General features: G+C 69.8%; 14 protein-coding genes. 8 read left to right on the top strand and 6 right to left on the bottom strand.

All coding sequences use genetic code 11. From position 1 onward, the window contains the following. Window positions 1-4: 4 nt before the first annotated feature. A complete protein-coding gene (locus ACTVAJ_RS15460) occupies window positions 5-1,075 on the bottom strand; it encodes an AAA family ATPase (RefSeq protein WP_470388850.1) in 1,071 nt (356 codons plus the stop codon). Window positions 1,076-1,231: 156 nt separating this feature from the next. Here ACTVAJ_RS15460 and ACTVAJ_RS15455 point away from each other — a divergent pair, with 156 nt between their 5' ends. The 5 genes from ACTVAJ_RS15455 (at window position 1,232) to ACTVAJ_RS15435 (ending at window position 7,055) form a co-directional block, all read left to right on the top strand. Then, window positions 1,232-1,957, top strand: a complete 726-nt coding sequence (locus tag ACTVAJ_RS15455) for a hypothetical protein (protein ID WP_470388849.1) — start codon at window positions 1,232-1,234, stop codon at window positions 1,955-1,957. A 312-nt stretch (window positions 1,958-2,269) separates the two neighbouring features. After that, the gene (locus ACTVAJ_RS15450) at window positions 2,270-3,037 is read left to right on the top strand and encodes a HipA family kinase (protein ID WP_470388848.1); all 768 of its coding nucleotides are present in this window, start codon (window positions 2,270-2,272) and stop codon (window positions 3,035-3,037) included. Further along, entirely contained in the window at window positions 3,034-3,471 is a 438-nt protein-coding gene (locus ACTVAJ_RS15445) for a DUF3037 domain-containing protein (protein ID WP_470388847.1), read from the top strand. Before ACTVAJ_RS15450 ends, ACTVAJ_RS15445 begins: the two co-directional genes overlap by 4 nt. A 294-nt stretch (window positions 3,472-3,765) precedes the next feature. Further along, a complete protein-coding gene (locus tag ACTVAJ_RS15440; protein ID WP_470388963.1) occupies window positions 3,766-4,893 on the top strand; it encodes a multidrug effflux MFS transporter in 1,128 nt (375 codons plus the stop codon). Between the two features lie 158 nt (window positions 4,894-5,051). Next, entirely contained in the window at window positions 5,052-7,055 is a 2,004-nt protein-coding gene (locus ACTVAJ_RS15435; protein WP_470388846.1) for an AMP-binding protein, read from the top strand. Between the two features lie 86 nt (window positions 7,056-7,141). On the opposite strand, the gene ACTVAJ_RS15430 is transcribed toward ACTVAJ_RS15435, so the two are convergent. Both ACTVAJ_RS15430 and ACTVAJ_RS15425 read right to left on the bottom strand, forming a co-directional pair. Then, complete coding sequence (locus ACTVAJ_RS15430) at window positions 7,142-7,804, bottom strand: response regulator (RefSeq protein ID WP_470388845.1); 663 nt, start codon at window positions 7,802-7,804, stop codon at window positions 7,142-7,144. Beyond that, window positions 7,756-9,027: a sensor histidine kinase gene (locus tag ACTVAJ_RS15425; protein ID WP_470388844.1), complete on the bottom strand. Its 1,272-nt coding sequence runs from the start codon at window positions 9,025-9,027 to the stop codon at window positions 7,756-7,758. The genes ACTVAJ_RS15430 and ACTVAJ_RS15425 overlap by 49 nt, the downstream gene beginning before the upstream one ends. 242 nt (window positions 9,028-9,269) lie before the next feature. Between ACTVAJ_RS15425 and ACTVAJ_RS15420 the strand changes: the two genes are divergently transcribed. After that, on the top strand, window positions 9,270-9,713 hold the full coding sequence (locus ACTVAJ_RS15420; protein ID WP_017598843.1) for an SMI1/KNR4 family protein: 444 nt from the start codon (window positions 9,270-9,272) through the stop codon (window positions 9,711-9,713). Window positions 9,714-9,822: 109 nt separating this feature from the next. Continuing rightward, window positions 9,823-10,491, top strand: coding sequence for a peptide deformylase (def, locus tag ACTVAJ_RS15415; protein WP_470388843.1), 669 nt, complete (start codon window positions 9,823-9,825; stop codon window positions 10,489-10,491). A 58-nt stretch (window positions 10,492-10,549) separates the two neighbouring features. On the opposite strand, the gene ACTVAJ_RS15410 is transcribed toward def, so the two are convergent. Next, entirely contained in the window at window positions 10,550-10,924 is a 375-nt protein-coding gene (locus ACTVAJ_RS15410; protein ID WP_470388842.1) for a VOC family protein, read from the bottom strand. A gap of 237 nt (window positions 10,925-11,161) precedes the next feature. On the opposite strand from ACTVAJ_RS15410, the gene rnhA reads away from it, so the two are divergent. Further along, on the top strand, window positions 11,162-11,635 hold the full coding sequence (rnhA, locus tag ACTVAJ_RS15405) for a ribonuclease HI (RefSeq protein WP_470388841.1): 474 nt from the start codon (window positions 11,162-11,164) through the stop codon (window positions 11,633-11,635). Window positions 11,636-11,686: 51 nt separating this feature from the next. Here the strand turns inward: rnhA and soxR are convergent, their stop codons facing one another. Further along, on the bottom strand, window positions 11,687-12,154 hold the full coding sequence (gene soxR, locus ACTVAJ_RS15400) for a redox-sensitive transcriptional activator SoxR (RefSeq protein WP_470388840.1): 468 nt from the start codon (window positions 12,152-12,154) through the stop codon (window positions 11,687-11,689). A gap of 39 nt (window positions 12,155-12,193) precedes the next feature. Continuing rightward, a complete protein-coding gene (locus tag ACTVAJ_RS15395; RefSeq protein ID WP_470388839.1) occupies window positions 12,194-12,703 on the bottom strand; it encodes a hypothetical protein in 510 nt (169 codons plus the stop codon). Window positions 12,704-13,134 lie beyond the last annotated feature (431 nt).

Here is a 13,134-nt window from a genome sequence, read left to right as displayed (position 1 = left end):
CCCGTCACCTCGGCGCGGACAGGGAGGCGGACTCGCCGCTGGGCGGCTGTTCGTCCCAGATCACCCGCGGCGCCAGCACCGTGGACAGGATGCGGTCGACCACCTGCTCGGGGGTGATCCCGTCGGCGAGGGCGTCGAAGGTCAGCACGAGACGGTGGGCGATGACGTCGCGGGCCAGGACCCGTACGTCGTCGGGGAGCACGTAGTCGCGGCCGCGGAGGACGGCCAGGGCCCGCGCGGCGGCGACCAGGCCGAGGGTCGCGCGGGGGCTGGCGCCGACCTCCAGGACGTTGCGCAGGTCCGGCATCCCGTGGTTCTCCGGCTCGCGGGTGGCCATGACCAGGCGCACGACGTAGTCGGCGATGAGCTGGTGGACGTGGACGCGCTCGGCGTCGGACTGGAGTTCGCCGAGCGTGACGGGGTCCAGGACCTGGTGGGCGGTGGGCGGGGTGGTGCTCATCCGCCGGAGGATCTCCATCTCCTCGTGCGCGCGGGGGTGCCCGACGTTGACCTTCATCAGGAACCGGTCGCGCTGGGCCTCGGGGAGGGGGTAGACGCCCTCGGACTCCACCGGGTTCTGTGTCGCGATGACGATGAACGGGGAGGGAAGGGGGTAGGTGGTGCCGCCGAGGGACACCTGGCGTTCGGCCATGACCTCCAACAGGGCGGACTGCACCTTGGCGGGGGCGCGGTTGATCTCGTCCGCGAGGACGAAGTTGGCGAAGACCGGCCCCAGCTCGACGTCGAACTGCTCGGTGGAGGGGTGGTAGATCCGTGTTCCCACGATGTCGGAGGGGACCAGGTCCGGGGTGAACTGCACCCGGGCGAAGGACCCGCCGGTGACCCTGGCCAGGGTGGACACGGCCAGCGTCTTGGCGATGCCGGGTACGCCCTCGATGAGGCAGTGGCCCTTGGCGACGAGGGCGATCAGGGAGCGTTCCACCATGCGTTCCTGGCCGACGATGACCGTGGACACCTCGTGGAGTGCCGCCCGCAGCAGCCTGGTGGGCTCGCCCGGGGCACTGTCCGGGCCCGAGGAGGGCGCGGTGCCGCTTCCGGGTGAGTTCTCTGCCATCGTCCGCCTTCCCGCGTCCCGAGACGGCGCCCCGACGGGCGGCGCCGAATAGGGTGTGCATCATCCGCCTGTGGCGACACTACCTGCTTCGGTCGGCGCAGTCTGGGACACAGCGCCACGAGGTGTACGACCGCATTCGCTGGAGAGGGGCGTGACATGGGGGTTCCCACCCAGGGCCTGCACGAGGGTGATCCTCGTCAGTTGGGCGGGTTCCGGTTGGTCGGCCGGGAACGCACATCCCCGCTCGGCGTCGTCTACCTGGGGCGGGATGCCTCGGGGGCCGAGGTGAGCGTGGCGGTGCTCAATGCGGGAGCCTCCGGCGACCCCCAGGCGCGTGAGCGCTTCGCGCGGGCGGTCCGTGACAGGAAGGACGTGCTGGCGTCCCGCACCCGGGGCCATTCGGTGCTCTGGGTGGCGATGCCGGCCGGCACGGACGGCCCCGGGGCCGAGGTGGTCCTGGAGGAGACGGCGCGGGGCGGGCCGGTGGGCGGCGGCGGCCCCGTGGTCCAGCCCTACTGGGCGGGGGAGCGGCGCGGCTCGGTGGTGCTGTGGGCTCCGTGGCGGACCCGTCGGGACAGCGCGGTCGGCGCGGGGGCGGCGAGCCTGTGGCTGGCGGTCGTGCTGGGTGTGCTCCTGCTGCTGCTCATGCTGGGGGGCACGTCCCTGGTCGGGTGGCTGTCCACGTTCCCGCCCCCGGAGATCCCGCAGCCCGGGCAGCCGGTGGAGGTCGAGCCGGAGGAGTCCGCGCCGGCGGGGGAGCCGACCCCGGCGGAGGAGGGCGAGGAGCAGGCCCCCGAGCCCCGACCGGGGGACGGGGAGACCGAGGTTCCCGAGCCGACGGTGCCGGGGGAGCTGGAGGGGGATCCCGAGGACCACCTCTGAGTCGTCCCCGGAGAGGGGGCGGAGGTGGTGCCCCGTCCGTGCGCGCCAATAAAAATCTACGATGTAAAGGTGGCGGGGCTGTTTCCTCCAGCTCAGAACACAACCGATATCGCGCGGCTACGCCGCACACTCCTCCACAACCCCCGCCCGGGCGTGGCGTCCGTCGCGAGGGTGTGGCCTAGAACATGTTCAGCGTTGCGTAAGAGAACTTGCGAGGCCAAAGGTGATGGTGGGACTAGGGGCGATCGGCCGCGGTCGTCAGCGTGTGCGTCAGGAGTCCGCGCTTCGTCCGGTCCGGGCACCACTGTCCCTATGCTGGTCCGCGTGCTGAAAAAGGTGATCGCGACGCGGTACGTCCTGCCGCTGCGCGAAGGAGGTTCGCTCCCGGGGTTGGTCGAGGCCGACGACCTGGGGATGTACGTGGTGAAGTTCGTCGGTGCGGGTCAGGGTCGCAAGACTCTGGTGGCCGAGATCGTCACCGGGGAACTCGGCCGGGCCCTGGGACTGCCCGTTCCGGAGTTGGCCCTGGTCGAGATGGACCCGGTGATCGGTCGGGGAGAGCCCGACCCGGAGGTGCAGGAGCTGCTCAAGGCCAGCGGCGGGCTCAACCTGGGAATGGACTTCCTGCCGGGGTCGCTCGGCTTCGACCCGCTCTCCGTCGACGTGGACCCGGGGTTCGCCGGCCGGGTGCTGTGGTTCGACGCGCTGACCGGCAACGTCGACCGTTCCTGGCGCAACCCCAACATGCTCCTGTGGCACGGGCGCCCGTACCTGATCGACCACGGGGCGACGCTGATCTTCCACCACAACTGGGCCGGGGCCGAGCGTTACGTCACCCGCTCCTACGACGCGCACGACCATGTGATGGCGGGGTCGGCGCCCGACCTGGCCGCCGCCGACGCGGAGTTGGCCCCGCGTGTGGACGAGGAGCTGTTGCGGGAGGTCGTGGACCTGGTGCCGGACGAGTGGCTGGCGGAGGAGCCCGGGTTCGGATCCCCCCAGGAGGTCCGGGCGGCCTACGTGCGGCATCTGCTGGCCCGGGTTACGGACCGCTCCTGGCTGCCGGAGGTGACCGGGTGAGCGGGTTCAGGCGGTACAGCGAGGCGGTGACGACCGGTCGTGTGGGTGAGGAACGCGACCGGGCGGTGTTCGAGTACGCCCTGGTGAGGGTGGTGCCCCGGTTGGAACGGGGTGAGTGCGTCAACGCCGGGGTGGTCGTGTACTGCCAGGAGCGGGCGTTCCTGGCCGCGCGCACGGCGTTGGACGAGCGGCGGCTGTTGGCCGTGGATCCCGGGGTGGACGTGGCCGGGGTGCGGCGTGCGCTGGAGTCGTTCGAGGTGATGTGCGCCGGGGGTGCCCGGGCCGGTGCGGTCGGTCGGGAGCGTCCGGGGCAGCGGTTCCGGTGGCTGACCGCTCCGCGGAGCACGATCGTGCAGACGGGGCCGATCCACGGCGGTCTGACGGAGGATCCGGCGGCGGAGGTGGAGCGGTTGCTGGAGCGGCTGGTGCTGTGAGGCGGCGAGGGTAACCGACATCACAGGCGGCCGGAGGGTTGTGGGGGACAGTTCCGTCGGTGTGTGGTGTTGGTACTGGGTGGTCCGTGTCCGGGAACGCTCCCGGACACGGGCCACCCCGTTCCCCTTTCCTCCCCCTGTATTGGAGTGCCTGTGTCGTCTCCGAACGCCTCGTCCGCTCCCGCCGACGTCGGCGGGTCCGTCCCCCCGGAGGGGGCCCGGTCCCGGGGGTGGGTCGCCGGGCTGGTCCTGGTGCTGGGTGTGCTGACGGCGGTCGGACCGTTGGCCACGGACATGTATCTGCCCGCGTTCCCGGAGATCACCCGCGACCTGGAGGCGACGGAGGGGCAGATCCAGCTGACGTTGACGGCGATCATGCTGGGTATCGCGGTCGGGCAGCTGGTGATCGGCCCGATGAGCGACGCGTGGGGTCGGCGCAGGCCGTTGCTGGCGGGGGTGGCCCTGTTCACGGTGACGTCGGTGCTGTGCGTGTTCGTGCCGGACGCGACGACGTTCGCGGTGGTGCGGTTCGTGCAGGGTGTTGCGGGTGCCGCGGGTGCGGTGATCGCACGTGCGGTGGTGCGTGACCTGTTCTCCGGTGACGGTGCGGTGCGGTTCTTCTCGCGGTTGGCGCTGGTGATGATGTTGGCACCGCTGTTGGCTCCGTTGGTGGGTGCGCAGCTGTTGCTGGTGGGGCCGTGGCAGTTGAGTTTCTGGGTGCTGGCGGGGGTGTCGGCGGTCAGTTTCGTGCTGGTGCTGTTGTGGTTGCCGGAGAGCCTGCCGGCGGAGGAGCGGCGTGCGCGGGGGCCGCGGGAGTTGGCGTTGACGGTGGGTCGGCTGCTGCGTGATCCGCGGTTCGTGGGTCCGGTGCTGACCGTGGGGTTGAGTTTCGGCATGTTGTTCACGTACGTGTCGTCGTTCTCGTTCGTGTCGCAGGAGGAGTTCGGTGCCTCGCCGCAGACGTACGCGTGGTTGTTCGCGGTGAACTCGTTGGCGATGCTGGCGGGTACGCAGCTCAACGGTGTGTTGGTGGGGCGTGTGGAGACGCCGCGTCGGCTGGCTGGGGGGTTGGTGGTCGCGCTGACGGCGGTGGTGTCCCTGTTGGTGGTCGCGTTGGCGGGTGTGGCGTCGTTGGGGCTGGTCGCGGGGTTGCTCGGGCTGATGATGTTCAGTGTCGGGTTCATCATGCCGAACGCGACGGTGCGGGCTCTGGACGGTCAGCCGGTGGCGGTGGCCGGTACGGCCTCGGCGTTGATGGGGGCGTTGCAGTTCGCGTTGGGCGGTGGTGTGGCCGCGTTGGCCGGGTTGACGCCGTCGGGTGAGGCGTCGGTGCGGAGCATGGCTGTGGTGATGGCGGCGGCGGCGGGGTTGTCGTTCGCGGCGTTCGTGTGGTCGGTGCGGTCTCGGCCAAAGGTCCGATGACCCTTCGTGTGAGTGCTCTGCGCTGGGTTTTCGCCGGATTGCTCCGGGTTGCCGTCGGGTGGTGAGTCCGGGCACAGTAGGGCTTCTGATCCCCTTTTGTGTGGCGAGCCCGCTCTGCGGTGGGCTCGCCCCTCCGACGTGGCAGGTGATGTGTGGGTATGGGCGAGGCGAGTGTCAGCCCGGGTGTGCGGGTTCGGGAACTGTCGGGGCTGGGCGACCTGGTGTACGAGGCGGCGCACACCGACGCTCATGCTGAGGTGTTCTCCGTGCCGTTGCCGGAGGAGGGATGGGGGCGGCGGACGGCGGGCGCTTTCGCCACGGACGTGACGGGGATCGCCAAGGGGCTGGTCGCCGCGGGTGTGTCCGAGGGTGACCGGGTGCTGGTGGTGTCGGGCACGCACCATGACTGGGCGAAGTTGGCGTTCGCGGTGTGGTCGGTGCGGGCGGTGTTGGTGCCGGTGTCGTCGTCGGTGTCGGTGGAGCGTGTGACGCATGTGGTGCGTGAGACGCGTCCCGCGGCGGCGGTGGTCGAGGGCGGGCGGTTGCTGGCCGCGGTGACCGCGGTGCAGCGGGAGTTGCCGGACCTGGGGCGGGTGTGGCCGCTGGAGTCGGGCCTGGAGGAGATCGGGCGGTTGGGGGCGTACATGGACGCCTCGGCTGTGCGGTTCCGTCGTGACGCGACGATGCCCGAGGACGCGGCGGTGGTGCTGTATCCGATGAGTGCGGTGTCGCGGCGGATGCGGGGTGTGGTGCTGTCGCACGGTGCGCTGTTGTCGGCTGCGGCCGGTGTGGTGGATCGGATGTGGCCCCGGCTGTCGGAGTTGGAGCCGGGGCGGGCGAGCGCCCTGTTGGATCTGCCGTTGTCGGAGATCTCGGGGTTGGCGTCGTTGTTGGCGTGTGTGGTGGGCCGGGTGCGGGTGGGGCTGTCGGCTCCGGGGTCGTTGCCGCGGTTGGTGAAGTCGTTCCGGCCGACGGTGCTGGTGTGCGGCCCGGGTTTGTTGGAGCAGGCATACGAGGTGGAGCGGGGGCGTGCGCACTCGACGGGGTGGGACTCGTTGGGGACGTTCAACGCGGCTGCCGAGGCCGCGGTGCAGTTCGACCGGGCGCCGAAGAAGGGTGCGTGGCGGCGGTTGTCGCGGTCGATGTATGACTGGTCGTTCGCCAAGGTGCGGGAGATGTTCGGTAACCGGGTGCATCTGGCGGTGTGCTGGGGTGGGGGCCTGTCGCAGCGTCTGGACGAGTTCTACGGCGGTGTGGGTGTGCCGGTGATGCAGGTGTTCGGTGTCCCGGAGACGGCTGGTGTGTTCACGGCGAACGCGGTGGGGGATCGTTCGGCGGGTTCGGTGGGTCGTGCGTTGGACGGCTGTGAGGTGTGGGTGTCGCGTGAGGGCGAGGTCCACGTGCGTGGTGGTGGTTTGTTCTCGGGGTACTGGGCTGATGGTGAGGCTTCGGGTTCGGCGTTCCGTGAGGGATGGTTGGCCACGGGTGTGCTCGCTGAGGTCGATGAGGCTGGTTTCGTGCGGGTGCGTGGCCGGTTGCGGCCGCAGGCGTCGGTGACTGAGGTGCCGGGGCGGTTCGTGGCGGTGTCGCGTTCGGTGGAGCGGTCGTTGCCGGTGGGGCCTTCGGAGGGTGTTGGGGCGCCGGAGGGGGCGGCTGGCGGGGGTGCTGTGGCTCCGGTGGTGCCGGTGGCGTCTGAGCCGGGTGTGGACCCGGGAGTGGTGGTGGAGCCGGCCGGTGCGGAGGCCGCACCCGAGGCGGACGCGGCGTTGGTGGCGGAGTTCGAGGCTCGGTTGCGGGCGCATCCGTTGATCAGTCAGGTGTTGGTGATCGTGGAGGGGCGGCCGTTCGCGAGTGCGTTGGTGACGTTGGTGCGTGACCAGTTGGAGTACTGGCGGTTGGTGAACGGGCGTCCGTTGTCGATGGCGCCGGAGGAGATCGCGGGGGACCGGGATCTGCTGCGGGAGGTGCAGGGGTTGGTGTACGAGGCCAACCGGAGTGTGCCGCGGCATCTGGCGGTGCGGTCGTTCCATGTGTTGGCCGAGGAGTTCACGGTGCAGTCGGGGTTGGTGGCGCCGTCGGGTGAGTTGCGGCGTGAGGCGGTGTTGCGGGCGTTCGCGGAGGAGATCGACGGGTTGTACCGGGTGCGTCGCGAGCAGCGGTAGTCGGCGGGGCTGAGGCCCGGAGCGAGCACAGCCGCGGTCCCTGTGGGGCCGCGGCTTCGTCGTGTCCGGGGAGGGGATCGGTCGGGTCAGGCCGGTGGCATCTTCGTGGAGGAGAGGTAGGCCAGGACGGCGAGGACGCGGCGGCTGTCGTCGGCTGAGGGCGGGAGGTCGAGTTTGGTGAAGATGTTGTTGATGTGCTTACTGACGGCTTTTTCGGTGATGTAGAGGCGGGCGGCGATGGCGGAGTTGGAGCGGCCTTCGGCCATCTCGGAGAGGACTTCGCGTTCGCGTGGGGTGAGTTGGGCGAGGGGGCCGCTCTGGTCCTGGCGGGCGAGGAGTTGGGAGATGACGGCGGGGTCCATGGCGGTGCCTCCGGCGGCGACGCGGCGGACGGCTTCGATGAACTGGCCGATGTCGAGGACGCGGTCCTTGAGGAGGTAGCCGACGGCGCCGGTGTCGTCGGAGAGGAGCTCGCGGGCGTAGAGCTGTTCGACGTGTTGGGAGAGCACGAGGATGGGCAGCCCGGGGATCTGGGTGCGGGCGCTGAGGGCGGCTTGGAGGCCTTCGTCGGTGAAGGTGGGTGGGAGGCGGACGTCGACGACGGCGACGTCGGGTTTGTGTTCGGTGAGGGCGTTGTGGAGGTCGGGGCCGTTGTCGACGGCTGCGACGACGGTGAAGTCGTGGGCTTGGAGGAGGCGGATCAGTCCGTCTCGGAGGAGGGCAAGGTCTTCGGCGATGACAACGCGCACGGGATCTCCAGGGTCACGATGGTGGGTCCGCCCGGGGGGCTGGCGATGTTCATCGTGCCATCGAACGGGTCGAGGCGGCGCTGGATTCCGGCGAGGCCGCTGCCGGGTGCGGGGGTGGCGCCACCGGTGCCGTTGTCGGTGAGGGTGATGACGAGGCGGCCCTGGCCGTGGTTGATGCGGATCCAGGCGTGGGTGGCGTGGGCGTGTTTGGCGGTGTTGGTGAGGAGTTCGGCGACGGCGAAGTAGGCGGCGGATTCGACGGGGTCGGCGGGGCGGCCGTGGAGGTCGACGTCGACGGTGGTGGTGAGGGGGTGGGTGAGGGCGAGGGCGTGGACGGCGCCGTCGAGGCCGCGTTCGACGAGGACGGGTGGGTGGATGCCGCGGACGAGGTCGCGGAGTTCGGTGAGGGCTTGGCGGGTGGTTTCGCGGGCTTCGGTGAGCATGTCGCGGGCGGTGGCGGGGTTGTGTTCGATGATGTGTTCGGCCATGCCGAGGTTCATGCCGAGGGCGACGAGGCGGGCTTGGGCGCCGTCGTGGAGGTCGCGTTCGATGCGGCGGATCTCGGCGGCCTGGGTGTCGATGGTGTTGGCGCGGCTGGTGGCGAGGTGGGCGACGCGTGCGGTGAGGCGGGCTTTTTCGTTGGGGGCGAGGAGGAGTCGGTTGAAGGCGAGGTAGAGGTGGAGGGCTTTGGGGGCGGTGTAGTAGGCGAGGTAGGTGAGGAGGGCGCCGGTGATGAGGGGGATGAGGGTTTGGGTGGTGGTGTGGGGGGTGTAGAGGCCGTAGAGGGGTGTGTGGGTTTGGGTGAGGGTGTGGAGGATTTGGTAGAGGCCGTGGGTGAGGAGGGCGGTGGGGATGGCGATGAGGAGGAGGTTGGCGGCTCCGGCGGTGAGCCAGAGGATGTCTTTCCAGGTGGCGGGGTCGTTGAGGAGGGTGGTGGCGCGGCGGAGGATGCTGCCTGCGGGGATGGGGCGGTAGGCGGAGGGGACGGGGCCTTGGGGGAGGAGGTGGCCGAGGGTGCGGCGTTGGGCGTTGGCGAGGATGCGTAGGAGGGCGGTGGTGAGGACGACGAAGGGGAGGCCGATCCAGATGAGGGTGAGCAGGGCTGAGGCGAGGATGAGGGGGGTGAGGAGGAGGGCGGCGGTGTTTTGGGAGAGGAGGAGGAAGAGGTAGGCGAGGGTGGTGAGGGGGCCGGGGCGGTGGGTGCGGTGGTGTGTGGTGGTCATGTGTGGTGGGGTGCCCGGTCTTTCTCGCCTGGTGGGGGGTGGGTCGGGTGGGTGTGGCTGTGGTGGGGGTCCACGTACACTACCCGGGCCTTGGCGGGTGTGGCGGGTGTTGGGGGACAGTTGGTGGTGCACTGGTTCGTTGTGGGGCGAAGGGGGCGTGACCTGGGGGTGTTTTTGGGGTGGGGGTGGGTTTTCGGGTCGACTCGCCGCTGGCGATTTCCCGTGGGTTGCCACGACCTGTGATGATCGGGGGTGTGTGGCGTGAACTGATCCTGGAGATGTATCCCGAGGCCGATCTGCGTGATGCGGCTGATGAGGTGACCTTGGCGGAGGTGGAGCGGCGGTTGATGCTGCCGTTGCCGTTTGAGTTGGCGTCGTTGTTGCGTGAGACCGACGGGGTGGTCAACGAGTACGGTGACGCGGTGGTGTGGGATGCGCGGCGCTTGGTGGAGGACAATCTGGCGATGCGTGCGGAGCCGGACTATCTGGAGTTGTACGCGCCGTTCGACGAGATGATCTTCTTCGGTGATTCGGACATGGGTCCGCAGTTCGCGTATGTGCATACGGACTACGGGCCGGGGATCGTGGTGTGGGACCATGAGTCGGATCGGCGGCGGTTGGTGGTGGTGTCGTTGCGGGACTACCTGGCGCGTTGTCTGATCCAGGGGAATTCCTGGTTCCGTTGATGTGGTCGATACTGTGCGTGGTTGACCTGCCGTTTTGTGCTATTTTTCGGGTGTTGTGGTGGTGTTGTGCCGCCTGTTGTCTCCCCGAGCACGTTGTGAGAGTAGGACCATGTCGGAGCAGTCCACGCCCGCGCAGGTGGCCGCCGTCGTCCAGGGGCGGGAGGTGGCGGAGTTTCCCGTGCTGGCGCCGGAGGCGGCGCGTGGCCGGGTGCTGCGGGTGACCGTGACCGGTGAGGAGGTGCTGCACCGGCGTAACGCTGATGTGCCCGAGGAGATGTTGGGCGGGGCGGAGCTGGGGCAGTTGGTCGACGACATGTTCCGGACGATGTACGTGGCTGAGGGTGTGGGGTTGGCGGGCAACCAGGTCGGGGTTGATCTGCGGTTGTTCGTGTATGACTGCCCGGATGATGATGGTGTGCGGCATGTGGGGCACGTGATCAATCCGGTGTTGGATGAGCGTGGTGTGGACGACACGGTCGTGGTGGAGGGTGAGGGCTGCCTGTCGGTGCCGGGCCCGCACGCGGATCTGGGCCGGGCCGAGCACGCGACGGTGCGGGGTGTGGACCGTGACGGTGCTCCGGTGGTGATCAGCGGCAGCGGGTACTTCGCGCGGTGCCTGCAGCACGAGACCGATCACACGCTGGGGCGGTTGTACGTGGACCGGCTGTCGGCGCGTGAGCGCAAGCGGGTGCTGAAGAAGATGAACGAGATGTCGGCCGGCGTGTTCGAGCGGCGCCAGGTGCGGGCGGCTGAGTTGGAGCGTGAGCTGGCGGGCTGAGGCCTGGCGGGTGTGCGGGGGTGTCGACGGCGGCGGCCGTGGCACCCCCGTCGTCGTCTCAGCGTTCGTGGTCGCCGCGCACGACGCAGAACTCGTTGCCCTCGGGGTCGGCCAGGACGGCCCAGCCGGATCCGTCGGTTTCGCGCCGGTCGTCGATGAGGGTGGCGCCCAGGTCGAGGAGGCGTTCGGTCTCCTGTTCGCGGGTGCGGTCGGGGGTCGCGCTCAGGTCGAGGTGGAGCCGGTTCTTGGTGGTCTTGGGTTCGGGGACGCGCAGGAAGAGCAGGTGCGGGCCCTGGGGGAGGCGGATGAGGGCCTCGGGGTCGCCGGGCTCGTCCTCGGGGTGGAGGGGGTGGCCCAGGGCCCGGGACCAGAAGGTGGCCAGGCGGTGGGGGTCGGCGCAGTCGACGGTGATGGTCGTGAGCTTCAGCGGCATGCGGTGCTTTCCAGGGTCAGGTGTGTGAGCTGGGTCATTGTCGTGGGTTCGGGGCGGGGCGGACAAGGGGTTTTCGGGGTGGTCGGCGGGCGTGGGGCGGGTGGGTGCCATTGGCGGGGTCGGTGGTCCGGAGTGGGGGTTTTGGGGGTTCCAGTGGGGTGGTGTGGCTCTGTTTGTGGCCTGGTTTTTGTGGTCTGTGGCCTTTTTGTGACCGGTGGGGGCGGTAGATTGCCCGGCATGGACAACGGGGAGGACCAGGTCGACCTGGATCAGCGGGTGGTCATCTACACCGACGGGGCGTGCAGCGGCAACCCCGGCCCGGGCGGGTGGGGTGTGTGGTTGCGCTACGGCGCGCACGAGAAGGAGCTGTACGGGGGCGAGGAGAGCACGACGAACAACCGGATGGAGCTGATGGCGGCCATCCGCGCGTTGGAGAGTCTGACGCGGGAGGTGCCGGTGGTGGTGCACACCGACTCCTCCTACGTGCGTGACGGGATCACGTCGTGGTTGGCCAACTGGAAGCGGCGCGGGTGGCAGACGGCCGGGCGCAAGCCGGTCAAGAACGTCGACCTGTGGCAGCGGTTGGACGAGGTGGCCTCGCGCTACGAGGTGGAGTGGCGGTGGGTGCGCGGCCACAGCGGGGACGAGGGAAACGAACGCGCGGACGCGTTGGCGCGGCGGGGGCGGGATGAGGCCGCGGCGGCGGTGTAGGCGGATCTGACGTGGTGGCGGTGGCCTGGTGGGGTCACCGCCATCGGTGTGTCAGGGGGCTTCGTCCTTGAGGGCGTCGACGAGGAGTCGGCGGGCGCCGGGGCCGGTGGTGGAGAGGACGTCCTCGGGGTTGGAGAGGGTGCACGAGTCCAGGGACAGGCAGCCGCAGCCGATGCAGCCGGTGAGGTCGTCGCGTAGCCGGGTGAGCTGGGTGATGCGGGTGTCGAGTTCGTCGCGCCACTGTTGGGACACACGTGCCCAGTCCCTGGGGGTGGGGGTGCGGTTGTCGGGCAGGGAGTCCAGGGCCTGGCGGATGCGGGCCAGGGGGATGCCGACGCGTTGGGAGATGCGGATGAAGGAGACGCGGCGCAGGGTGTCGCGGCGGTAGCGGCGTTGGTTGCCGGTGGTGCGTCGGCTGTGGATGAGGCCTTGGCGCTCGTAGAAGTGCAGGGCGGAGACGGCGACTCCGGCGCGTTCGGCGACCTGTCCGACGGTGAGTTCCTTGGCGATCGGTGGCACGTGCCCATCCTAGGGCGTGTGCGGGGGTGTGGGGGTGGGTCAGGTGGTTGGGGTGCGGTGGGGGCCGTGGAGGGCGTAGAGGCGGGCGTAGGCGCCGCCGCGGGCCAGGAGTTGGAGGTGGGTGCCGGTTTCGGTGACGCGGCCGTGGTGGAGGAGGAGGATGCGGTTGGCGGTGCGGGTGGGGTGGTTGGTGATGCTGATGAGGGCGGTGGTGGGTGGGGGTGTGGGGGGTGTGGGTCCGGTGTGGATGAGCAGTGGGGCGTGGGTGGGGTGGGGTTGGGTGGTCAGGTGGGCGGTGGTGTGGGTGGTGATGTGGCCGTGGGTGGGGGTGGTGTGGCCGGTGAGCAGGTGGGTGAGTGCGGTGGTGGCGGTGGGGGACAGGCCGATGAGGGCGATGTGTTCGCCGGGGTGGATGGTCAGGTCGAGGTGGGTGATCAGGGGGGTGTGGTTGTGGGTGAGGGACACGTTGTGCAGCTCGATGAGGGGTGGGTGGTGGGGTGGTGTGGGGGCGGGGCTGGCGTGCAGCTTGCCGCGGTGGGAGAGCCTCACGGGTGTCCGTTCGTGTGGGTGGTCGTCTGGTGGGTGGGATCGTCGGGGGTCGGTGAGAGTTCTGCCGGGGTGTTCGTGTCCTTGGTCTCGGTGGTGTGGGGGCGGTGGGGTGCTTTGAGGTTATTGGGGTTGGTGTTGTGCGACGTGTGTGGGGTGTGGGGGTGTGGTTATGGATCCGATGGGGTGATGCTGCGGTGATGGGGGTGCGCTCCGGTGCGGGTGGGGCGCCGAAGAAGGGTGCGTGGCCCCCGCCGGGGGCGGGGTCTTCGAAGAGCGTGCCGCGTGAGGTGGTGGACCTGGCGCGGTCGCGGTTCATCCTGACCGGGGAGTAGGTGTGGTGGTCGGGCCCGGGGCGGTGTGTCCTTGGGCCCGTTGGTGTGTCGTGCCCGGTCGTGGGTGGGGTGATCGGGGTCATGGGGAGTGGGGGCGGG

Source organism: Nocardiopsis sp. KDC1DS13DA1 (assembly GCF_055632325.1).
Note: the sequence above shows the minus strand (reverse complement) of the source record. Positions and strands in the feature narration are given on the sequence as shown.